General features: G+C 62.6%; 21 protein-coding genes. 4 read left to right on the top strand and 17 right to left on the bottom strand.

Going from position 1 to position 20,319, the window contains the following annotated elements; genetic code table 11:
- Positions 1-31 precede the first annotated feature (31 nt).
- From gyrB to fghA, 3 genes are all read right to left on the bottom strand, one after another.
- Positions 32-2,458 carry a DNA topoisomerase (ATP-hydrolyzing) subunit B gene (gene gyrB / locus ACESNB_RS13045; protein WP_373007984.1) on the bottom strand — a complete coding sequence of 809 codons (2,427 nt, stop codon included), beginning with the start codon at positions 2,456-2,458 and terminating at the stop codon, positions 32-34.
- Positions 2,459-2,628: 170 nt separating this feature from the next.
- Positions 2,629-4,635 carry a DEAD/DEAH box helicase gene (locus tag ACESNB_RS13040; protein ID WP_373007982.1) on the bottom strand — a complete coding sequence of 669 codons (2,007 nt, stop codon included), beginning with the start codon at positions 4,633-4,635 and terminating at the stop codon, positions 2,629-2,631.
- Between the two features lie 179 nt (positions 4,636-4,814).
- On the bottom strand, positions 4,815-5,654 hold the full coding sequence (gene fghA / locus ACESNB_RS13035; protein ID WP_373008010.1) for an S-formylglutathione hydrolase: 840 nt from the start codon (positions 5,652-5,654) through the stop codon (positions 4,815-4,817).
- A gap of 59 nt (positions 5,655-5,713) precedes the next feature.
- Here fghA and ACESNB_RS13030 point away from each other — a divergent pair, with 59 nt between their 5' ends.
- On the top strand, positions 5,714-6,805 hold the full coding sequence (locus ACESNB_RS13030; RefSeq protein WP_373007980.1) for a glutathione S-transferase N-terminal domain-containing protein: 1,092 nt from the start codon (positions 5,714-5,716) through the stop codon (positions 6,803-6,805).
- A gap of 12 nt (positions 6,806-6,817) precedes the next feature.
- Here the strand turns inward: ACESNB_RS13030 and ACESNB_RS13025 are convergent, their stop codons facing one another.
- The 7 genes from ACESNB_RS13025 to ACESNB_RS12995 form a co-directional block, all read right to left on the bottom strand.
- Positions 6,818-7,159 (bottom strand): hypothetical protein, encoded by a 342-nt coding sequence (locus ACESNB_RS13025; RefSeq protein ID WP_373007978.1) that lies wholly within the window; start codon positions 7,157-7,159, stop codon positions 6,818-6,820.
- Positions 7,156-7,623, bottom strand: a complete 468-nt coding sequence (locus ACESNB_RS13020) for a RidA family protein (RefSeq protein ID WP_373007976.1) — start codon at positions 7,621-7,623, stop codon at positions 7,156-7,158. Before ACESNB_RS13020 ends, ACESNB_RS13025 begins: the two co-directional genes overlap by 4 nt.
- Before the next feature lie 57 nt (positions 7,624-7,680).
- Complete coding sequence (locus ACESNB_RS13015; RefSeq protein WP_373007974.1) at positions 7,681-8,082, bottom strand: hypothetical protein; 402 nt, start codon at positions 8,080-8,082, stop codon at positions 7,681-7,683.
- Between the two features lie 54 nt (positions 8,083-8,136).
- Positions 8,137-8,394 (bottom strand): methyltransferase domain-containing protein, encoded by a 258-nt coding sequence (locus tag ACESNB_RS13010; protein ID WP_373007972.1) that lies wholly within the window; start codon positions 8,392-8,394, stop codon positions 8,137-8,139.
- A gap of 15 nt (positions 8,395-8,409) precedes the next feature.
- Positions 8,410-8,787 (bottom strand): VOC family protein, encoded by a 378-nt coding sequence (locus tag ACESNB_RS13005; protein ID WP_373007970.1) that lies wholly within the window; start codon positions 8,785-8,787, stop codon positions 8,410-8,412.
- Positions 8,788-8,852: 65 nt separating this feature from the next.
- Positions 8,853-9,173: an immunity 53 family protein gene (locus ACESNB_RS13000; RefSeq protein ID WP_373007968.1), complete on the bottom strand. Its 321-nt coding sequence runs from the start codon at positions 9,171-9,173 to the stop codon at positions 8,853-8,855.
- Positions 9,173-10,279 (bottom strand): S-(hydroxymethyl)glutathione dehydrogenase/class III alcohol dehydrogenase, encoded by a 1,107-nt coding sequence (locus ACESNB_RS12995; RefSeq protein ID WP_373007966.1) that lies wholly within the window; start codon positions 10,277-10,279, stop codon positions 9,173-9,175. Before ACESNB_RS12995 ends, ACESNB_RS13000 begins: the two co-directional genes overlap by 1 nt.
- Before the next feature lie 136 nt (positions 10,280-10,415).
- On the opposite strand from ACESNB_RS12995, the gene ACESNB_RS12990 reads away from it, so the two are divergent.
- Genes ACESNB_RS12990 through ACESNB_RS12980 form a run of 3 tightly spaced genes read left to right on the top strand, consistent with a single transcriptional unit; the run spans position 10,416 to position 12,997 of the window.
- The gene (locus tag ACESNB_RS12990; RefSeq protein WP_373007964.1) at positions 10,416-11,537 is read left to right on the top strand and encodes a twin-arginine translocation pathway signal protein; all 1,122 of its coding nucleotides are present in this window, start codon (positions 10,416-10,418) and stop codon (positions 11,535-11,537) included.
- Positions 11,538-11,547: 10 nt separating this feature from the next.
- On the top strand, positions 11,548-11,997 hold the full coding sequence (locus ACESNB_RS12985; protein ID WP_373007962.1) for a MarR family winged helix-turn-helix transcriptional regulator: 450 nt from the start codon (positions 11,548-11,550) through the stop codon (positions 11,995-11,997).
- 49 nt (positions 11,998-12,046) lie between these two features.
- A complete protein-coding gene (locus ACESNB_RS12980; protein ID WP_373007960.1) occupies positions 12,047-12,997 on the top strand; it encodes an alpha/beta fold hydrolase in 951 nt (316 codons plus the stop codon).
- Here the strand turns inward: ACESNB_RS12980 and recF are convergent.
- The 7 genes from recF to ACESNB_RS12945 all read right to left on the bottom strand — a co-directional run bounded on the left by recF (position 12,994) and on the right by ACESNB_RS12945 (position 20,228).
- Positions 12,994-14,106, bottom strand: coding sequence for a DNA replication/repair protein RecF (gene recF / locus ACESNB_RS12975; RefSeq protein ID WP_373007958.1), 1,113 nt, complete (start codon positions 14,104-14,106; stop codon positions 12,994-12,996). The genes ACESNB_RS12980 and recF overlap by 4 nt on opposite strands.
- 22 nt (positions 14,107-14,128) lie before the next feature.
- A complete protein-coding gene (locus ACESNB_RS12970) occupies positions 14,129-14,428 on the bottom strand; it encodes a putative quinol monooxygenase (protein WP_373007956.1) in 300 nt (99 codons plus the stop codon).
- 100 nt (positions 14,429-14,528) lie between these two features.
- Complete coding sequence (gene dnaN, locus ACESNB_RS12965) at positions 14,529-15,650, bottom strand: DNA polymerase III subunit beta (protein WP_373007954.1); 1,122 nt, start codon at positions 15,648-15,650, stop codon at positions 14,529-14,531.
- Between the two features lie 198 nt (positions 15,651-15,848).
- Positions 15,849-17,333 carry a DnaA ATPase domain-containing protein gene (locus ACESNB_RS12960; RefSeq protein ID WP_373007952.1) on the bottom strand — a complete coding sequence of 495 codons (1,485 nt, stop codon included), beginning with the start codon at positions 17,331-17,333 and terminating at the stop codon, positions 15,849-15,851.
- Positions 17,334-17,891: 558 nt separating this feature from the next.
- A complete protein-coding gene (gene rpsT, locus ACESNB_RS12955; RefSeq protein ID WP_373007950.1) occupies positions 17,892-18,155 on the bottom strand; it encodes a 30S ribosomal protein S20 in 264 nt (87 codons plus the stop codon).
- 114 nt (positions 18,156-18,269) lie between these two features.
- Complete coding sequence (locus ACESNB_RS12950; RefSeq protein ID WP_373007948.1) at positions 18,270-19,340, bottom strand: hypothetical protein; 1,071 nt, start codon at positions 19,338-19,340, stop codon at positions 18,270-18,272.
- A gap of 105 nt (positions 19,341-19,445) precedes the next feature.
- The gene (locus ACESNB_RS12945) at positions 19,446-20,228 is read right to left on the bottom strand and encodes an enoyl-CoA hydratase (RefSeq protein ID WP_373007946.1); all 783 of its coding nucleotides are present in this window, start codon (positions 20,226-20,228) and stop codon (positions 19,446-19,448) included.
- Positions 20,229-20,319 lie beyond the last annotated feature (91 nt).

Genomic DNA, 20,319 nt, shown 5'->3' with positions numbered 1-20,319 from the left:
TCCGGGTCAAGCCCGGGAATACGGAATGCGGTTACACATCCACCTCGGCTTCCAGCGCGAACTCTTCGATGAACTCGCGCCGTGGCTCCACGACGTCGCCCATCAGTTTGGTGAACATGTCGTCGGCTTCGTCGGCATGGTCGACGCGGACCTGCAGCAGGGTGCGGGCGTTTGAGTCGAGCGTGGTTTCCCATAGCTGGTCGGCGTTCATTTCGCCGAGGCCCTTGTAGCGCTGGACCTTGAGGCCCTTGCGGCCCGAGTTCAGCACCGCATCGAGCAGGGAGGCCGGGCCGTTGACCGGCACGTCGCCGCCCTTTTCCTGACGCAGGATGGCGGGGTCTGTGTAGATTTCGGCAAGGCCGGCGGCGCGCTCAGCGAGGCGCACAGAGTCCTGGCTGGCGAGCAGGGCTGGCGGCAGTACGGCCAGTTCCTCGACGCCGCGCACGGTGCGCTTGAGCACGAGGCCGCCGTCTTCAAATTGGCCTTCCCACGTGTCTTCGCCCTCTTCGGCGAGACGGTTGAGGCGGGCGGCGGTGGCAGCGGCGGTTTCGTCCGGCGCATTGGCGGTCATGGCGCCGGCAAGGGCGGCGTGTTCGATCAGGTCGGCTGGCGCGCGCTGTGCGAGACGCTTGAGGCTGGCGCGGAAATTGGCGGCCTGGCGCACGCGGTCGCGCAGGTCTTCGCTGCCGATCTGCGTGCCGTCGCCGAGAATCAGCGTTTCGCCGCTGGTGCCTTCACCGATGAGGTAGGCTTCGAGTTCCGCGTCATCCTTGACGTAGCGCTCGGACCGCCCGCGCGTCACCTTGTAGAGCGGCGGCTGGGCGATGTAGAGATAACCGCGTTCGATGATCTCGGGCATCTGGCGGTAGAAGAAGGTGAGCAGCAGCGTGCGGATGTGCGCGCCGTCGACATCAGCATCGGTCATGATGATGATCTTGTGGTAGCGCAGTTTCTCGATGTTGAACTCGTCGCGGCCGATGCCGGCGCCAAGCGCCATGATCAGCGTGCCGATCTGGTCGGACGAGAGCATCTTGTCGAAGCGGGCGCGCTCGACGTTCAGGATCTTGCCGCGCAAAGGCAGGATGGCCTGATTGTCGCGCGACCGGCCCTGCTTGGCCGAGCCGCCAGCTGAGTCGCCTTCGACGATGAAGATTTCGGACTTGGCCGGGTCTTTTTCTTGGCAGTCGGCAAGCTTGCCGGGCAGGGAAGATATGTCGAGGGCGGACTTGCGGCGGGTCAGCTCGCGCGCCTTGCGCGCGGCTTCACGTGCGGCGGCAGCCTCGACGATCTTCATCATGATCTCGTGGGCTTCCTTGGGATGCTCTTCGAACCATTCCGACAGTTTCTCGCCCATCAGGGATTCGACCACGGGGCGCACTTCGGACGAGACGAGCTTGTCTTTCGTCTGCGAGCTGAACTTCGGGTCAGGCACTTTTACGCTGAGCACGCAGGTGAGGCCTTCGCGGGCGTCATCGCCGGAAATCTCGACCTTCGACTTCTTGGCGATGCCGGTCTCGTTGGCATATTTGTTAATGATCCGGGTCAGCGCGCCACGGAAGCCGGCCAGGTGGGTGCCGCCGTCGCGCTGGGGGATGTTGTTGGTGAAGCAGAGCACGTTCTCGTGGTAGCTGTCATTCCACTCGAGCGCGGCTTCGACGGTGACGCCGTCCTTCTCGCCGATGACATAGATCGGGTCTGGCAGGATCGGCGTCTTCTGGCGGTCCAGGTGCTCGACGAAGGCCTTCACGCCGCCCTCGTACATCAGGTCGATCTCGTAGACATCGGCGTCGCGCTCGTCGCGGAAAATGATGTGCACGCCGGAGTTCAGGAAGGCGAGCTCGCGCAGGCGGTGTTCGAGCGTCTTGCGGTCGTAATCGGTCATCGTGAACGTGGATGAGGAGACCATGAAGCGCACGGCGGTGCCGGTATAAGGCTTGCCCTTGTCGGTCATCGGCGAGGGGCCGCGCGTGATGAGGGGCGCCTCGACGCGTCCGCCATCAATGAAGCGGACCCAGTGTTCGTTGCCTTCGCGGTGGATAGTCAGTTCCAGCCAGTCGGACAGGGCGTTGACAACGGAAACGCCGACGCCGTGCAGGCCGCCGGAGACCTTGTAGGAGTTCTGGTCGAATTTACCGCCCGCGTGCAGCTGGGTCATGATGACTTCGGCGGCAGAGACGCCTTCGCCAGTGTGCTTACCGACGGGGATGCCGCGGCCATTGTCGGTAATCTCGGCGCTGCCATCGGCCAGCAGCGTGACGGTGACGCGGTCGGCATGGCCAGCCAGGGCTTCATCGATCGCATTGTCGACGACTTCGTAGATCATGTGGTGCAGGCCCGAACCGTCATCGGTGTCACCAATGTACATGCCGGGGCGCTTTCGGACCGCCTCGAGGCCCTTCAGGACCTTGATGCTGTCAGCGCCATATTCGGGGGATTCACCTATGATTTCTTCAGTCATTCCGGCATCCTTGTCGATTCGTCAGATTTCCCCGTATTTATAGGGGGTTTCGACCCATAAGGGAAATGAATCGCGACCTATTTTGCAGTGCAAAAAAGCCCCTGTTTTCCGCAATGAAAACAGGGGCTTGTGAGGGGTGTTTTTGCTGCATTGGAGGGCAGGCGAAACGGTCAGCCCGGCTTGGGCGTTTTCTTGAGCGGTTTTGCCGGTTTTGCGCCTTTTTCGGCGGCTGGCTTACCTTTGAAACCCGGTTTGCCGCCGGCTGCGCCGCCGCCCGGTTTGGGCTTGCCTTTAAAGGGCTTTTTGTCTTTCGGACTGTCATACTGGATGTAGTCGCCGAGCGAGGGTTCTGCCGTGGCGGGCTTTTCCCATTTCGGCTTTCCGGGATTGCCCTGGTTCTTGGCATCCGGGTTCCAGTTGCCGCCCTGAACATCCTTGGCGCGTTTCAGGTGCGGTTTGACATGCGGGGCACGCGGGCCGCGCGGGGGGCGATCGTCGCGGGCTTCACGGGCCTCGGGGGCCGGAGCGCCGTCCAGCGGGAAGGCACGAATGCCCTTCTCGAGCGAGGCACCCTCACCCAGCGTGGCGAAGAAGCGCTCGGCGGCCTCCTTGGTCAGTTCCACATGCGTGGAGGACGGGTTGATGCGGATCGCGCCGATATCCTCGCGGCTGAGGCCACCTGCCTTGCACAGCATGGGCAAAAGCCAGCGGGCTTCGGCGTTTTTCTTGCGGCCGATGTTCAGGGAGACCCAGGCGGCGTTCTCGAAGCCCTTGCGCTCGACATGCGGGCGACGCTCGCGCGGGCCGCTGTCATTGCGGTCGGTCCAGTCGTCGCGGTCCTTGCGGGTGGCAGGGGCGCGGTCGTCGACGTCGCGCAGGTCTTCCGGGGCCGAGCGGCCTTCGCGGTTCTTGCGCAGGAAGGCAGCGACGACTTGTTCGGCGCCATGCGTTTCGAGCAGCTTGGCGATCATGTCGGCTTCGCTCTCATGGATCGGTCGGCTGAGGGCCGGATCGGCGAGCAGGCGGGCGTCGTCGAGCGCGTTGATTTCCTCGGCCGTGGGCGGCTTGCCCCATGTCGCGTCGATCTTTGCGTCGCGCAGGAGGCGTTCGACCCGGCGGCGGCCCTTGGGCGCGACCAAAAGGGCGCTGACGCCCTTACGGCCAGCACGGCCTGTACGGCCCGAACGGTGAAGCAGGGTCTGCGGATCGCGCGGCAGGTCGGCATGGATGACAAGGCCGAGATTCTGCAGGTCGAGGCCGCGGGCGGCGACATCGGTGGCGATACAAACGCGGGCACGGCCATCGCGCAGGGATTGCAGGGCGTTGGTCCGCTCTTTCTGGCTGAGTTCGCCCGACAGGGCGACCACGGGGAAGCCGCGATTGCCCATGCGGCTCATCAGCTTGTTGACGGCAGCACGGGTGGTGCAGAAGACCAGCGCGCTCTCGCTGTCGGAATGGCGCACGATATTGACGATGGCGTTCTCTTCGTCGCCGGGGGCCACGAGCAGCGCCTTGTATTCGATGTCGACGTGCTGGGATTTCTCGGCCTCGGTCATGACGCGGACAGCATTGCGCTGGTAGCGGCTGGCGAGGGCGGCGATGCCCTTGGGCACAGTAGCGGAGAAGAGCAGGGTGCGGCGCGTTTCCGGCGTGCCCTGGAGAATGAGCTCCAGTTCGTCGCGGAAGCCCATGTCGAGCATTTCGTCGGCTTCATCCAGAACGACGGCGCGCATGTCTGACGTGACGAGCGATCCGCGCTTGATATGGTCCGCGAGGCGTCCCGGCGTGCCGATGACGATATGGGCGCCGCGGGCGAGCGCCTTGCGCTCCTCGCGCATGTCCATGCCGCCGACGCAGGTGGCCAAGCGCGCGCCGGTGGAGGCGTAAAGCCATTGCAGTTCGCGGGCGACCTGCTGGGCCAGTTCCCGCGTTGGGGCAACGATCAGGGCGAGCGGAGCGTCGGCATTGGCGAACTTGGACTCGGTGCCGAGCAGGTCGGCGGCCATGGCGAGGCCGAAGGCGACGGTCTTGCCGGAGCCTGTCTGGGCGGAAACGAGCAGGTCTTTGCCCGCCAGTTCCGGTGCAATCACTGCCGATTGCACTTGCGTGAGGGTCTCATAGCCGCGTGTGGCGAGCGCCTCGGCAAGGGCCGGAGGAACGAGGGGCATATCAGTCATTTAGCATTTGTCTTTCAAGGGCGTGCGCGGAGAATCCATGCGCAGCGCGCCGTCCGCGATCGGGCGGGCGCGCGGTTTGGCTGCTCATTGCACGTTTCAGGCCGCAATACCACAGCGGCCAACATTCGCCTCAGAAGGGATTGAGCGTGTAGTCGACCCGCGGGAGCAGGGTATGGCGATCAGCCTTTCAGGGCTTTGGCATGGTGGGCGATGTGATCGTCCATGAATGAGGCGATGAAGTAATAGTCGTGGCCATAGCCGTCGTGCAGGCGGTAGGTCAGGGCCTGGCCGGAATGCTCGCAGGCTTCGATAAAGATGTCGGGCTTCAGCTGGGTTTCGAGGAAGCTGTCGGCCCGGCCGGTATCGATCAACAGATGGGCATCGGTCTGGCGGTTCTGGACCAGTTCGGTGGCGTCATACTGTTCCCAGGCAATCGAGGGCGGGCCGATATAGGCGGTGAAGGCTTTCTCACCCCAGGGTACGCGGGCCGGGCTGGTGATCGGCGAGAAGGCGGAGCAGGACCGGTAGGTGAACGGGTGCTTGAAGTGGAGCGTGAGCGCGCCGTGGCCGCCCATGGAATGGCCGAAGATGCCTTGCCGGGTCATGTCGGCCTTGAAGCTTGCTTCGATGATGCCGGGCAGTTCCTTCGTGATGTACTGGTCCATGCGGAAATGGGTGTCCCATGGCGGCTCGGTGGCGGTGAGGTAGAAGCCGGCGCCCTGTCCAAGGTCATAGGCCTTATCATCCGGCACGCCGGGCCCACGCGGGCTGGTATCGGGCGCGATGATCATGATGCCGTGTTCGGCGGCGGCGCGTTGCAGGCCGGATTTCTCCATCACATTCGCCCAGGTGCAGGTCAGGCCGGAGAGATACCAGAGGACCGGTACGGGGCCGTCCTTGGCCTGCGGCGGGGTGTAGACGGCAAAGCGCATGTCGCAGCCGAGAAGGGCTGACGCATGGTCATGCAAGCTGACGAGGCCGCCAAAGCTTGTCCATTCGGAGACGGTGTTTAGGGTGATTGCGAAGCGCTCCTGATGTTGCGCGGAGCATGGCCCGAACCGGGCGGGAGGATCAAGGCATGGCGGCATACGTTCTGTACGGCTCGGAGGTCAGCCTGTTTTCGGGCAAGGCGCGGGCCTACCTGCGCTGGCGGGGAGCAGACTTCGAGGAGCGGCCGGCGACGCGCGACGTTTACCAGAACGTGATCCTGCCAAAGGTCGGCTGGCCGGTGGTGCCCGTCGTCGAAATGGCGGGCGGCGACGTGGTTCAGGATACGACGGACATCATCGAAACGGTGGAAGCGCAGATGCCGGACCGGCCGCGCGCCATTCCTGACGGGCCGGTGCAGCGGGTCGTGTCGCGCCTGCTGGACCTGTTTGCGGACGAGTGGTTGGTGATCCCGGCGATGCACTATCGCTGGAACTACAATGAGGACTGGACCTATGGCGAGTTCGGCCGGATGTCGGCGCCGGACGCGCCTCCCGCCGAGCAATATGCGATCGGCAAGAAAAATGGAGAGCGTTTCAAGAGTGCGGTGCCGATGCTGGGCGTCAACGAGGACACGATCCCCGGTGTCGAGGCGGCCTATGATGCCTTCCTGAAGGACATGACCGAACACTTGCGGCATCATGCCTATGTGCTGGGCGGGCGGGCATCGCTGGGCGATTTCGCGCTGAACGGTCCGCTCTATGCGCACCTGCTGCGCGACCCGGAGAGCGGCCGGATCATGGAAAGGCTGGCACCGAAAGTGGCAGACTATGTGCGGCGGGTTCAGTCGGGCGCGCCGGGCGATGGTGACCTTTTGCCCGAAGACGCCGTACCGACAACGCTGGAGCCGATCCTCAGTCGGCAAATGACCGAACAGATGCCGACGCTGGTGGAGACGGCGGCCCTGTTCGAAAATTGGGCGAAATCGGCGGGTGCCGGGGCGGATGTGCCGCGCGGATTCGGACTGGTCGAATTCCAGACCGGCGGTTTTGACGGCGAGTGCGCGGCGCGCAGCTTCCCGCTGTGGCGGCTGCAGGCCGTCACCGACGCAATCGACACGATGGACGATGGCGCGAAGGCGCGGCTGGCGGAGTTGCTGGACCGGGTGGGTGGCTCACCACTGATGGAGTTCAGGCTGCCCGCACGGTTGGCGCGGCGGGATTTCCGGCTGAAGCTGGACTAGCGGCAACTTTGCTTACTGCAGCGTCGCGTCCGGTTCAGCGTAAGGCGTGAACTTCAGATCGTAGCCAAAGGGCTTGTCCTTGGGCGGGGCGTCAGGGTCGGTCGCGTAGATATCGACCTTGTCCGCGATCTTGAAGCCGAGATGGTTGCTGATCGCGACGATCATATCGCCGGCTTCGTCCGGATCTTTCGCCCAGGCTTTCATTGACAGAACCGATGGGCCGGCTTCGGTCTTAAAGTCGGCGTTCGGCTCAACGACGCGGCCATCGGCCACCATCGCGTAATGGGTGAAGTCCGTGTCTGTCTGGCCGAACCGGGGCTGGAGCTTCCAGTCGGCGGAGATATTCTCGCTCATGATGTCACCGCAATGCAGTCGATTTCCAGGTGCGCGCCAACGGCGAGGCCCGAGACGCCGACTGTGGCTCGGGCTGGCTTGGGATCGGGAAGGGCGGCGGCATAGGCGGCGTTCATCTTACCATAGTCTTCCATGTCACCGAGATATACGGTGCATTTGACGAGATCGGACAGGTCGGCGTCGAATGTGTTCAAGGTGCGCTCCAGATTTGCGAAGATTTGGGTCGTCTCGGGTCCGGTGCCACCGGGCGCGATCGATCCGGTTTCCGGATCGATGCCGACTTCGCCGGCAAGATAGATCGTGTTGCCGACTATAACGGCCTTGGAGAAGGGCAGTTCCACGCCGCCAACAGTCATGCCGCCGTAGTGGGAGACGTTTGTGGCGAAATTGGTGTCGTCGACGTCGACGGAGACGCAGCCGGCGAGTGCGGCGACGGCCGTGCCAATCGTTGCATATTTGATCATGTGCGGGCGTCCTTCGATTGCGGGCGGCGTCATGCCCGGCGGAATTTGAAGATCATCTCACGCGACCTGTCTGGCTGGAACGGTGCGCCGTCCCAGTCGCCCAGCACATCCGCGCAGGCCAAGGCCGCTTTGTTCTGCGAGGTGCATGATCCGGGAGTGCGGCAGAAAACGCAACGTGCTTTCTGAGGTTAGGACCGCGTCGCCGAAATCATAGTCCCACGCGAAGGTGATCAGTCCCGCGTCGGGATCGGATGAAATGATCCGGCGGGAGCCGAGAATCTGCGTGCCGTCCGGCGATTGCAGCGTTCGCTCGCGGGCCCAGGCCCGGTCCCAGTCGATGGCGGGATTGCGGCTTTCGAATACGGCGAGGCCATCCGGTTTCAGGTGAGCGGCCATATTGGCGAGGGCCTGAGTGACCTGCGCATCCTTCAGCAGGACCTGAAAGGCGTGCCCGGTCATGATGATGAGATCGAAGCGCTTCGGCGAACGGAAGCCTTCAGCAGTCGCTTCGACCTATTCCACGGACGCGCCATGTGGTTTGGACCGTGCGACGTCCAGCATGGCTCGCGCGGGATCAGCGCCGGTCACACGGTGGCCACGTGCGGCATAGGCGGCGCAGACAAGGCCGGTGCCGCAGCCGAGGTCGAGAATATCGCGCGGGCTGTTCCCGGCGAGGGAGAGGTAGAAGTCCCGGTCTTCCGCGCCCGCATTCCCCAGATCGTAGATGCCAGCGAGGCGGGGATGGGTGTAGTAGAGGTCGACCGGGACCATTTATCTCAATCCCTGCTAGCCGCGATGCATGGCGCAGATCTTGTTGCCGTCGGTGTCGCGCAGGTAGGCGGGGTAGAGGCGCATGCCCGTGCCTTCGCGCCAGCCGGGCGGGTCTTCAATCGGCTTGCCGCCGGCGGCGATGCCGGCCGCGTGCCAGGCGTCGGCCTGTTCCGGTGAATCCGCTGCAAAGCCTATCGTGCCGCCATTGGCATGGCAGGCGGGCTGGCCGTCGATGGGCGGCGTGACGAGGAAGGTGCCGCCATTGTGAATATAGATCAGGCGCCCCTTGGGATCGACAATCGCCTCGCGGCCACCAATCGACTTGAACAGTGCGTCGTAGAGTTTTTTTGATTTTTCGAGATCGTTGGTGCCGATCATTACGTGACTGAACATTTTTTCTCCCTTTTGATTTTATAGTAACTGGCGAAGGTCACCTCGCACTTGTTGGACAGGGATTGCTACTTGTCGCTTTGAGGAAACTTTATCCCGCCTTCGGCCCAACTTCTGAAGCATTCCAGCAATTCCGATAAGTTCATGGATCCACACGCACCAAAAAACTGCATAGCTTCCCTTCGATAGTGCAACCAGTCTGTTTCAGAACGGTCCAAACTCAATGCCTGCAGATCGCGCGTCTCAAGAGACGTGCCCTCAAGATCGACGTGCACGCTCCAGCCCGGATTATCGAGACTCTCTATTTTTAAGCCGAACGAATGTTCCCAATCTCCGTCGCATTGCGATTGATACCATCTTGGCAACCAACTGAGAGGATATTCCTGCATCAGAACACGACCACACTGCGAATGCTTTCGCCTGAATGCATCAGGTCGAAGGCGTCGTTGATCTTTTCGAGGCCCATGACGTGGGTGATCATCGGGTCGATCTGGATCTTGCCATTCATGTACCAGTCGACAATTTTCGGCACGTCGGTGCGGCCCTTGGCGCCGCCGAAGGCCGTGCCGCGCCAGTTGCGACCGGTGACCAGCTGGAAAGGCCGTGTGCTGATTTCCTTGCCCGCCTCGGCCACGCCGATAATGATCGAGGTGCCCCAGCCGCGATGGCAACATTCGAGGGCCTGGCGCATGACATCGGTATTGCCGGTGCAGTCGAAGGAATAGTCCGCGCCGCCATCGGTGAGGGCGACGATCTCGGCGACGACGTCTTTCGTGTTCTTCGGATTGACGAAATGCGTCATGCCGAATTTCTCGCCCCATTCCTTTTTCGAGTCATTGATGTCGACGCCGATGATCTTGTCGGCGCCCGCCATCTTCGCGCCCTGCAGCACGTTGAGACCGATGCCGCCGAGGCCGAAGACGACGACATTGTCGCCAACCTGGACGTTGGCCGTGTTGGTCACGGCCCCGACGCCGGTGGTGACGCCGCAGCCGATATAGCAGGCCTTGTCGAAGGGCGCGTCGGTGCGGATTTTCGCAACCGCGATTTCGGGCAGGACGGTGAAGTTCGAGAAGGTCGAGCAGCCCATGTAATGGAAGATGGTCTGGCCCTTGTAGGAGAAGCGGCTGGTGCCGTTCGGCATCAGGCCCTTGCCCTGCGTCGCGCGGATGGCGGTGCAGAGATTGGTCTTGCCTGAGAGGCAGCTTTTACACTGGCGGCACTCGGGCGTGTAGAGCGGGATGACATGGTCGCCCGGCTTGACGCTGGTGACGCCTGCGCCGACCTCGCGGACAATGCCCGCGCCTTCATGGCCGAGCACGCTCGGGAACAGGCCCTCGCTGTCGAGCCCGTCGAGCGTGTAGGCGTCGGTGTGGCAGATGCCGGTGGCCATGATTTCGACGAGCACTTCACCGGCCTTCGGGCCTTCGAGGTCCAGCTCGACGATTTCGAGGGGTTTCTTGGCTTCAAAGGCAACGGCGGCGCGGGTCTTCATGGGGCATGTCTCCGGATAGGGGTCTGATCTCTACCTAGACCGCACTGGCGTCATGATCCACTCCCCGCCCGTGATTGACTTTAGTTTGATGTAGAACCAAAAGGTATGGCATCGAACTAAATAGGAAGGAAAGACGATGGCAACGCGTCGAGGGGTATTGAAACTGGTGGGGGGTGGCTGCGTAATGGCGGCTGTGGCCGCGAACGGCCCGTCGCGGTCGGCCCGGGCACCGTGGCGCGAGGCGGGCGAGGAGACGGAATTCCGCCGGCGTGCCCTGTCCTACGCGATCCTCGCGCCCAACCCCCACAATCGCCAGCCTTGGCTGGTGCGGCTCGTCGGCGACGACGCCCTGACGCTGTATTGCGACCTGGACCGCCGCCTGCCAGCGACCGACCCGTATGACCGCCAGATCGTTATCGGGCATGGCGCGTTCCTCGAGCTGCTGGCGCTGGCGGCGGCCGAAGACAGCTATGGCACGGAGATCACGCTGTTCCCGGATGGCGAGGACATGGCAACGCTGGACGCGCGGCCCGTGGCGAGCGTGCGGTTTGTGCCGGGCGGGGCAGGGCCCGACCCGCTGTTTGCGCACGTGCTGGCGCGGCGGTCGAACAAGGAAGCGTATGAGGCCCGCGATGTGGAGGCTGAGAAACTGGCGGCCATGATGCAGGCAGGCAGCGACTTCGGCGTGTCTGCCACCACCATCGGCAACACACCGATGGCAGAGACGCTGCGCGACCTGACCTGGCGGGCCCATCAGATGGAAATGAACACACCCGCGACCAATCAGGAAAGTGTCGACCTGATGCGCATCGGCGCGAAGGAAGTGGCGGCCAATCCGGACGGGATTGAACTTGAGGGGGCGTTCATCGCGGCCGGCAAGCTGATCGGGATGGTCAATCGCGAGACATTGGCCGACCAGACATCCGCAGGGTTCCAGCAGGGGCTCAACATGTTTGAAGCGCTGGCAATGTCGGCGCGGGGGTTTGCCTGGCTGACCAATGGCAATCAGACCCGCACCGACCAGATCAATGCGGGGCGCGCGTATGCGCGGATGAACCTGACAGCGACATCGCTGGGCGTCTCGATCCACCCCTGGAGCCAGTCATTGCAGGAATATCCGGAAATGGCGGACCTGTATGACGAAGTGCATGACCTGATCGGCGGCGGCCAGAGGCTTCAGATGTTGGTCAGGGTAGGGTATGCCAAACCCATCATGGCCACGCCTCGCTGGCCGATGGAAACCCACCTGATCGCGTGAAAGTCCCCGCATGAACGCATTGTCCCAAAGCCAGCAGGCGCTGTTCCTGCTGCTCAACGAAATCGGCATCATCAACCAGTTGTCGAGTGCGCGGCTGGAGCGGCTGTTGCCGCACGGGCTGACCGTTGCGCAGTTTGGCCTGCTGAACCATCTGGTGCGACTGGATGGCGACTGGTCGCCCGCCCGGCTCGCGGCGGCCTTTCAGGTGACCAAGGGCACGATGACCAGCACACTGCAGCGGCTGGAGGCCAAGGGGTTCATCTCCATGCGCGCCAATCCGGCAGACGGTCGGGCGAAGATCGTGACGCTGACGGAGGCCGGACGGCGCGCCCGCGAGGCTGCATTGGCCGCTACAGGGCCGGGACTAGCCGACCTGCAGGCAGTCCTGTCATCGGCCGACGTGGATGCGCTCATTCCAGACTTGCAAAAACTCAGGATTTGGCTCGATATGCACCGGTAAGCGAAATGCAATGATGGGTCCCCCGCTTGGGGCGTAACGGGATGGACTGATGGTCAGACTGCTGCTGTGGACGGTGGGCCTTGTCGCCGCCGTATTGTTGGTCACGTATTGGTGGGCCGGCCGGAACCTGAAGGTCCTGGATGCGGACGCCCGGGCCGAGGCGCCGGGCGCGTTTCTCGACGTGTCGGGCGGTACGCTCCACTATCTGGTGCAGGGGTCCGACGATGGCGAGATTGTCGTCATGGTGCACGGCTTCTCGACGCCGTCCTTCATTTTCGAACAGAATGCGGCGGCGCTGGTCGATGCCGGGTTCCGGGTCGTGCGCTACGACCATTTCGGGCGCGGCTGGTCTGACCGGCCCAAGGGGCCTTATGATGAAGCCTTCTACGACCGTGAATTGATGGACCTGCTTGACGGCTTCGGCCTGTCGGAGCCGGTACGTCTTGTCGGCCTGTCGATGGGCGGGCCGATCGTGATGTCGTTTGCCGGGCGCCATCCAGAACGCGTGTCGGATATTTTCCTGCTGGTGCCTGCGGGTCTGGATGTGACCGGTGGAAACAGCGGCGCCGCCAAGCTGGTGCGCGTGCCGGTGATCGGCGACTGGATCTGGCGTGTCTTCGGGCGCGGCATCTTGCTGGGCAATTCGCAACTCGATGAAAGCGCCCTTGATCCGGCCAACCGCCTGCAGGGCGATGTCGCGCGACAGCTGGACTTCCGCGGTTATGGCGAAGCCCTGTTGTCGACAATGCGGCATTTCCCGATGTCGGACCGGGCCCGCCTGTTCAGCACAGTCTCCGACAAGACGAAAATACCGGTCGTGGCCGTGTTCGGAGATGCGGACGACACCATCGCGGTTTCCAGCGCGGCAAAACTGGTGCCGCTGATCCCGCGCGCGGACGTGCGGATCATCGCGGGCGGGACGCATGGCCTGAACTACCAGCGTCACGCGGAGGTCAATCCGATGCTGGTGGAATGGGCCAGCGGCGCGACGGTCGACTAGGCCTCGACGCTGGCGGTGCCGTCTTCGACGCGGACGCATTGGGCGCGGTCGCCAAAGGCCTCGAACAGGAAGCGTTCGGTGCCGGTCAGCCATGCTTGTCCGCCGAGCGCGCAGAGCTCGTCATAGAGCGCGGCGCGGCGGTCCGGGTCGAGATGGGCGGCGGCTTCGTCGAGCAGCAGCAGGGCCGCCGGGCCATCGCCGCCTGCGCGCAAGGCGCCAGCCGAGGCGAGGATCAAGCCAATCAGGAGGGCCTTTTGCTGGCCGGTCGATGCATCGCGTGCGGGCGCGCCGGTGGGACGGTGGATGACGACCAGGTCTGAGCGGTGCGGGCCGTCGATCGTACGCCCGGCGGCGATGTCGCGGCGGCGCGTGGTGCGGAACGTCTCGGCCAGCGTCTCGAAGATCGACTTGAAATCGTCGCCGCGCAGGGCGGCCTGTTCGGCGTCGCCTTCCAGCGTGAGATCGGCCTTGGGGAAATGGCCTTCGGGCCGGGCCTCGATCGCGCCCTGCAGGGATTCCAGGACATGTGCGCGGTTGATCGCGATCTCGGCGCCGGCTTCGGCCATGCGGGCCTCAATGGCATCGGCCCAGGCCGGGTCGACATGGCCGCGTTCCAGCAGGGCGTTGCGTTCGCGCATGGCCTGTTCATAGCGGCTGGCGGCGCGGCCATGGGACGGGACATGCGCCATGACCTGGCGGTCGAGGAAGCGGCGCCGGTCCGATGCGCCGCCCCGGAAGACGCTGTCCATGGAAGGCGTCAGCCAGACGATGCGGACAAGATCGGCCAGATCGGATGCGGTGGCAGACGCCCCGTCGATGCGGACATTGCGCTTGGCACCTGAGCCGGTTTCGAGCGCGACGCCGATCTTCTGGTCATTGGCCAGCGTGGCGGCGACGGTCCAGCTGCCGGGTGCATCCTTGCGGACCATTTCCGGCAGCGTGGCGGAGCGCAGGCCGCGACCAGGGCCAAGCTGGCTGACAGCTTCGAGCAGGTTGGTCTTGCCCGCACCGTTGGCGCCAAACAGGCAGACGTGACGGCCATCGAGGTTCAGGGAAAGAGACGCGTAATTGCGGAAGTCAGTCAGCGAGAGGCGGGTGAGCGCGGTCATAAGTTTCCAGCATGCCGAGAAGTCATGTTGCGGTCAGCCCGTGGCCACCCAAGGGCGCCGTTTCGGCAACCTGCTGCATGCTGGCAATAAGGGGCCGACCTTCCTTGATGGCGGCCTGGACAGAGGGAAGCCCGAGGCTGGCCTTGTGACTGTCTGCACTGTCCCATACTTCCGCAATCCAGAGCGCGTTGGGATCGCCGGGATCATTGGCGACGATACAGCTGAGGCAGCCGGGCATATCGCGCGGGCCATTCAGCAAGATAGCCGACAGACTATCGCGATCGCCGTCTGTGGAGGTGAATTTTCCGATCAGTCCATACATTGTGTTGTTCCGCACCTCTGGTGATGCACATGCGCCGAGGCTGGCTGTTGCAATCGCGCCGATCAAAAACCGGCGGCGGTGCAGGGCCAGGATCACGGAGTTAAACTCGCAGCGGCATCAGTACGTAGCGTGCGCTGTCATCCGACGGGTCGAGCACGAGCGCGGGAGACGCCGGATCATTGAACATGAATTCGACTGTGTCGGCTTCAATCTGCCCGGCGATATCGAGCAAGTATTTGGCATTGAAGCCGATCTCCATCGCGTCGGAGCTGTATTCGGCTTCGAGCTCTTCATTGCCGGCGCCCGTCTCCGCGTGGCTGACGGCGAGCGTCAACTTGCCGTCAGACACCGACATTTTCACCGAACGCGAGCGTTCTGCCGAGACCGTCGAGACGCGGTCAACGGCGGCTTCGAAGGACTTGTTGTCGACGACCAGCTTCTTGTCATTGCCCTTGGGAATGACGCGGGCATAGTCCGGGAAGGATCCGTCGATCAGTTTCGAGGTCAGCACCGCGCGACCGGCGCGAACAACGATCTTCGTATCGGACACTTCGATATCGACATCGCCGTCGACGGCGTCGATCAGGCGGCGCGCTTCGGCCACGGCCTTGCGGGGCACGATGACGCCTTCGAGATTTTCAGAGCCCTTCGGGGCCGCAATCTCGGCGAGGGCCAGGCGGTGGCCGTCTGTGGCGACGGTGCGCAGGACGGCCTTGCCGTCTTCGTTCTTGGCGCCGTGAAGGTAGACGCCGTTGAGGTAGTAACGGGTCTCTTCGGTCGAGATGGCGAACCGTGTCTTGTCGATCAGGCGGGCAAGGTCTTTCGCATTGACCGAAAAGGCCGTCGCGCCGTCATCGCCGCTCATCGTCTGGAAGTCGGAGGCGGGCAGGGTCGGCAATTCGAAATGCGACCGGCCGGCGCGGATCGCCAGGCGCTGGTTGTCGGGCTGGGTTTCCAATTCGATTTCGGCGCCAGCTGGCAGCTTGCGGATAACGTCGAACAATGTGCCGGCAGGTGCCGTGACGGCGCCTTCGCGGCTTACCTTTGCGTCGGCGCTGTCGACAGCCTCAATATCGAGATCGGTCGCCGTGAGCTTCAGTTCGCCCTTGCTGGCCTGCAGCAATACGTTCGACAGGATTGGAATGGTGTTGCGGCGCTCGACGACGTTCTGCACATGCGAGAGAGCATTGAGGAGATCGCTACGTTCAATGGTAAGTTTCATCTGCTGGTCCGTCCATCACCGGCGCCCGGTGCGCCTGTCTTCCTGATCAAATTCACTTGGCTGGTCCGTGCCGGCCGGGCAGGTGGCCCGCGGCAGAATCAGCCCGCCCTCCAGTGGAGAGCGGGCTAAGAACCCTTAAACAATCGGGCGGAAAAGCCAAGCGCCGATCCGGCGATGCCCAAGGGCAACCTGGCGGTTCTAGTTCGCGCCGGCCGCCTGGAGTTCGAAGATTGCTTCGGTGACACGTGCGATGTCGCCTGCAAGTTCCGGATCCGTCGCGATATTCTTCGACACTTTCCGGTGGGCGTAGAGGATCGTCGTATGATCCCGCTTGCCGAAGCTGTGACCGATCTGGGGAAGCGACTTGCCGGTTTTCTCACGGCAAACATACATTGCGACCTGACGGGGATAGACAACCGCGCGGGCCTTGCATGGGCTTTCAAGATCGCTCTTGGAAATGCCAAAAACCTTCATGGTGGCGCGTTTGACGAGTTCGATCGTGGGCACTTTGACTTCTCCCTGATGGCGGCGGATCACGCGGTCGAGCATTTCCATGGTCGGCGCGCGGTCTCCGAAACCGGCTTCGGTGTAAAGGCTCCAGATTGCACCGGTGAGTTCCCGGCCCGGTCCACGAATGCCGGCATTGATGCGGGCGATCATTTCGTCGGTAAGCACGAAGTCTGGATGACCCGCTTCGATGTGAGCTGCCAGGCGCACAAGGATCTCGCGGCGCATGTCGGCATCCGGCAGGCCGACTTCGACGGCGATCGAGCCTTTCAGCTCTGCCCGCATGCGGGGGCCGAAACCGGTCACGTCGCCGGGGGCCTCATCACCCGCCAGGACCACGAGGCCACCATTACCGGTGACTTCACGGATGTTCTGGTAAAGCTCTGTCTCGGTGCCCGGCTTGCCGGCAATGCGGTGCAGGTCGTCGATCAGCAGCAGCGTCGCCGACCGCAGGCGCTTCTTTAGTCCACTCGTGTCCTTCACCTTCACGCCATCATGGTAGGCAGACATGAATTCCTCGGCCGTGAGATAGACGACGACCCGGTCCGGTTCCTGCGCCTCGACCTTGTTCTTCAAGGCCAGAAGGATGTGCGTCTTGCCGGTGCCCTGGCGGCCATAGATCAGCGTCGTCAAGGTGCCCACAGTCTGCCCGGCAGCAATCCGCTGGGCGAGTTGCACAGCGATCTCATTCGACTGACCGGTAACCAGTGTTTCGAAGGTCATGTTGGGCGCACCGCTCGCGCCGGTTGCGGTTGTCGTCTTGCCGCCATCGTCACCAGTGGCCGCAGCACCTTCCGGCTGGGGCGCCGGAGCGGCTTCTGCCCATGGATCGGAGACGAGGTCACGCACTTCGGCGCGGGCATTGCGCCAGCACTCCAGTCGGATGCCACGGCGGGCGGGATCATGGTCGCGCCATGTACGCTGGATAAGCCGCTTGTGCTCAGCCACGACGCGGTCATAGGCGAGGGGGTCGCGGGCCGCGATCACCATTTCGCCATCGACTTCTGCGATCAGGCGCAGGTCTTCGATCCAACGATCATAGTCGGTTGCGTTCAAGACGGTTGCGAGCGTCTCCCGGACCTTCTGCCAGATGGCCTGGCCTGGGAGATTGTTGACTTTTTCCGTGCCCGAAAACTCTACGCTATGCTCAGAATCAAAAAGTGTATTTCGGTCCATCGCCGAGCCCCATTTTCTTGTTATGTTTCGTCCTGACCAGCAGGCACGCAACTCTCCCTCCAGATCACTATCTGGGCCCCGTAAGTACTCCGTGCAGGGAGAGCTATTAGCTGGTATCCCCAAAGTAACTTCCTGCCGTTTTTCTGACAAGTGTATCTTTTTTTTGACAACCGGTATTGGCCAGTTGACTCTTGGGCCCTGTGACCAAAATTTCATCAAAATCAGCCGCTTATCTTGTGTATTTTTTTTGTGAGTGAGTCGTTCAGCGCAATCGTTCGCTAATGTTCTGTCAACACCATCTATGAGTAATTGGCTGTGAAATTCCGGTTTTTGTTAGCGATAAAATATTGCACCTAACAAAGCCGACCCATTCTTGCAGACCTGCCTCCCGGGAACGCGCAAAAATGCAAAAAAGAACCAAAAGAGGACCCATTCGAAGAAACCATCTCCGGGACGTTTTTGCGAGCCTTGGATCCTAAATTCGCCGCAAGAAAAAACCCGCCGGGCGTGAGCCGGGCGGGCCTTGTTTTGTCATCGGGGTTCGAAGCCGGGAAGGCTTCAGCCCATTGCGCTGACGCGGGCCGAGAGGCGCGAGACTTTGCGGGACGACGTATTCTTGTGCATGACGCCTTTGGTGACGGCGCGCATCAGCTCGGGCTGTGCAACGCGCAGGGCGTTCTGGGCGGCAGACTTGTCGCCTGCTTCGATGGCTTCCTCGACTTTGCGGACATAAGTGCGCACACGCGAGCGGCGCGCTTTGTTGACCTCGGTACGAGCCGCAATCTTGCGGACCATCTTCTTGGCGGAACGGGTATTGGCCATATCTAACTCCTGAAGCCCGAAGGAGACCTCCCTCAAGCTGAAGGCGGGGGCATACATAAACGGTGCGAACGCGTCAACTGGGGGCTGACAGAAAACTGCTCCAGCGGGCCGCCGCTACTCGGTTTCCGGCGGTTCCTTGGTCTCGGCAGCCATCTCGTTCATCCGCTCGGTCAGCGCCTGGTTGCCTTCCAAGCCCAGCTCCTTCGCAGAGAATACGACAAGTCCGCCGGATTTACTGAGCATCGAGACGATATTCTGACGGGTTTGCATCTCCATCAGGCTCAGCAGGGCTGCGATCTGCTCGGGGCTGCGATCACGGAACTGGTCGAGCAGCTTGTCGAGTTCTGTACCGAGAAACTGCATTGCACCGGGCGTCTCTATGTCGCGCGAACCGACCTCCCCGAGCTGGGCGGTCTGCGCCAGCGCTAAGCGCTGGGGCGCCACTGTGGCCTCACCGGTAGCGTCGGTACCGATAGCACCACCGTCCGACGCCATTGCATTTGGGGCCACCACGACGTCGCTGGGAAGGGTCGATCCATCACGATAGCTGAACCTTCCCTCGAACACGCTGACACCCAGCGGAACGCCAAGACCTCCTGTGCCAGATTCCATCCCGGCAAGCTCTTCGGTCACTTCCCGTTCGATCTCGTGATGGCTTTCGCGCAATTGTTCGTCCTTGCGCCTGCCGATCGCACCGGAAAAGGCCGAGCGGATACGCCGTTCGAACTGATCGCCGAAATCCCCCAGCCGGGCGAGATCCGTCACGCGGTCCCGATTGACGCAAAAACTTACGGATGGGGTGACTGTCACCACGTGGCCGTCATTGGTCACGGCCGTGAAAGGGAAGGGCGTGGTCGTATGGATGCGCAGGGAGATGGCGCCCGCATCGGTCACCAGATGGTCATGCGCGAGCGAACTGAACCGCGGATCGTAAACAGGAAAGCGCAGGTGCTGGCGGTGCTGGAACTGAACAATGCGCGGATCGTCGACCGTGACCTTCATGTCTGCTGTGAGGGCGTGGATGCGTCCGTCGGGTCCGCGAACCAGGTAGGTGTCGTCATCCGCGGGCAATATGAACGGGCCGCGTGCCTTGTAGGCCAGGGCGGCGACGGCGCCGCCAATCACGAGCAACGCCACAAGCACACTGATAATCAGGCTCGTTGAGACTGCGCCTACCTCCGCCATGAGCTGTTCCCCGCTGCAAAGCCGCCCCATCCCCTGAGCGGTCCAAGGTTAACAACACTTTGCAATAAAGAGAATAGCGGCCCTGCTCAGGCGGCTGCTGGCAGCCTAGCGGTCCTTGAAGTGGGCCGAGCGTTTCTCGACATAGGCAGACATGCCTTCCTTCTGGTCCTCGGTCGCAAACAGCGACTGGAATAGACGACGCTCGAAACGGATGCCTTGCGACATGGGGGTTTCATATGCGGCGTTAATGGCCTCTTTCGTCATCATGGCTGCAGCACGCGGCATCGCGGCAATGGTACGTGCCATCTCACGCACAACCTCCATGAGGTCGTCTGCCGGTACAACCCGGGCAACCAGGCCGCAGCGTTCGGCTTCTGCAGCTTCCATCATCCGTCCGGTCAGGCAGAGTTCCATGGCCTTGGACTTGCCGACAAACCGCGCAAGTCGCTGCGTGCCGCCAGCCCCCGGCATCACGCCGAGGCGGATTTCCGGCTGACCGAAACGGGCCGAGTCAGCTGCAATGACGATGTCACACATCATGGCCAATTCGCAGCCGCCACCGATGGCATAGCCGCTTACGGCCGCGATCAGTGGCTTGCGGGCGCTCGATGCGCGCTCCCAATTGCGGGTGATGAGGTCGTCATAATAGGCGGCGGGATAATCCTGGTCCATGATTTCGCGAACGTCTGCGCCGCCGGAAAAGGCCTTGCGTGAGCCGGTCAGGACGATGCAGCCAATATCCTTGTCCGCTTCGAAGCGGTCGATGGCATGGGTCAGTTCCGTCATCATCTCATCGTTGAGGGCGTTGAGCTGGTCTGGCCGGTTCAGTGTGATGATGGCGATGCCGGTTTCGGCGTCAGACTCTGTCAGCAGTGTATTGTACGACATGGGGCGACGTATCCTTCTTGCGACCGGTATCCCGGCCTTTGGCGCTGGCGTTCTGGTCGCAGCTGCCGGATTGATTGATTTTTTGGGTGCT

The sequence above is a fragment of the Hyphomonas sp. genome, from assembly GCF_041689225.1.
Classification (GTDB): Bacteria; Pseudomonadota; Alphaproteobacteria; order Caulobacterales; family Hyphomonadaceae; genus Hyphomonas.
The sequence above is the reverse complement of the archived record's forward strand: the minus strand, read 5'-3'. Positions and strand labels throughout refer to the sequence as shown.

Excerpts from the sequence above, each read along its gene's own strand:
- gyrB (WP_373007984.1), bottom strand. The coding sequence starts at position 2,458 with ATGACTGAAGAAATCATAGGTGAATCCCCCGAATATGGCGCTGACAGC.
- ACESNB_RS13040 (WP_373007982.1), bottom strand. The coding sequence starts at position 4,635 with ATGACTGATATGCCCCTCGTTCCTCCGGCCCTTGCCGAGGCGCTCGCC.
- ACESNB_RS13030 (WP_373007980.1), top strand. The coding sequence starts at position 5,714 with ATGGCGGCATACGTTCTGTACGGCTCGGAGGTCAGCCTGTTTTCGGGC.
- ACESNB_RS13025 (WP_373007978.1), bottom strand. The coding sequence starts at position 7,159 with ATGAGCGAGAATATCTCCGCCGACTGGAAGCTCCAGCCCCGGTTCGGC.
- ACESNB_RS13020 (WP_373007976.1), bottom strand. The coding sequence starts at position 7,623 with ATGATCAAATATGCAACGATTGGCACGGCCGTCGCCGCACTCGCCGGC.
- ACESNB_RS13015 (WP_373007974.1), bottom strand. The coding sequence starts at position 8,082 with ATGACCGGGCACGCCTTTCAGGTCCTGCTGAAGGATGCGCAGGTCACT.
- ACESNB_RS13010 (WP_373007972.1), bottom strand. The coding sequence starts at position 8,394 with ATGGTCCCGGTCGACCTCTACTACACCCATCCCCGCCTCGCTGGCATC.
- ACESNB_RS13005 (WP_373007970.1), bottom strand. The coding sequence starts at position 8,787 with ATGTTCAGTCACGTAATGATCGGCACCAACGATCTCGAAAAATCAAAA.
- ACESNB_RS13000 (WP_373007968.1), bottom strand. The coding sequence starts at position 9,173 with ATGCAGGAATATCCTCTCAGTTGGTTGCCAAGATGGTATCAATCGCAA.
- ACESNB_RS12995 (WP_373007966.1), bottom strand. The coding sequence starts at position 10,279 with ATGAAGACCCGCGCCGCCGTTGCCTTTGAAGCCAAGAAACCCCTCGAA.
- ACESNB_RS12990 (WP_373007964.1), top strand. The coding sequence starts at position 10,416 with ATGGCAACGCGTCGAGGGGTATTGAAACTGGTGGGGGGTGGCTGCGTA.
- ACESNB_RS12985 (WP_373007962.1), top strand. The coding sequence starts at position 11,548 with ATGAACGCATTGTCCCAAAGCCAGCAGGCGCTGTTCCTGCTGCTCAAC.
- ACESNB_RS12980 (WP_373007960.1), top strand. The coding sequence starts at position 12,047 with ATGGTCAGACTGCTGCTGTGGACGGTGGGCCTTGTCGCCGCCGTATTG.
- recF (WP_373007958.1), bottom strand. The coding sequence starts at position 14,106 with ATGACCGCGCTCACCCGCCTCTCGCTGACTGACTTCCGCAATTACGCG.
- ACESNB_RS12970 (WP_373007956.1), bottom strand. The coding sequence starts at position 14,428 with ATGTATGGACTGATCGGAAAATTCACCTCCACAGACGGCGATCGCGAT.
- dnaN (WP_373007954.1), bottom strand. The coding sequence starts at position 15,650 with ATGAAACTTACCATTGAACGTAGCGATCTCCTCAATGCTCTCTCGCAT.
- ACESNB_RS12960 (WP_373007952.1), bottom strand. The coding sequence starts at position 17,333 with ATGGACCGAAATACACTTTTTGATTCTGAGCATAGCGTAGAGTTTTCG.
- rpsT (WP_373007950.1), bottom strand. The coding sequence starts at position 18,155 with ATGGCCAATACCCGTTCCGCCAAGAAGATGGTCCGCAAGATTGCGGCT.
- ACESNB_RS12950 (WP_373007948.1), bottom strand. The coding sequence starts at position 19,340 with ATGGCGGAGGTAGGCGCAGTCTCAACGAGCCTGATTATCAGTGTGCTT.
- ACESNB_RS12945 (WP_373007946.1), bottom strand. The coding sequence starts at position 20,228 with ATGTCGTACAATACACTGCTGACAGAGTCTGACGCCGAAACCGGCATC.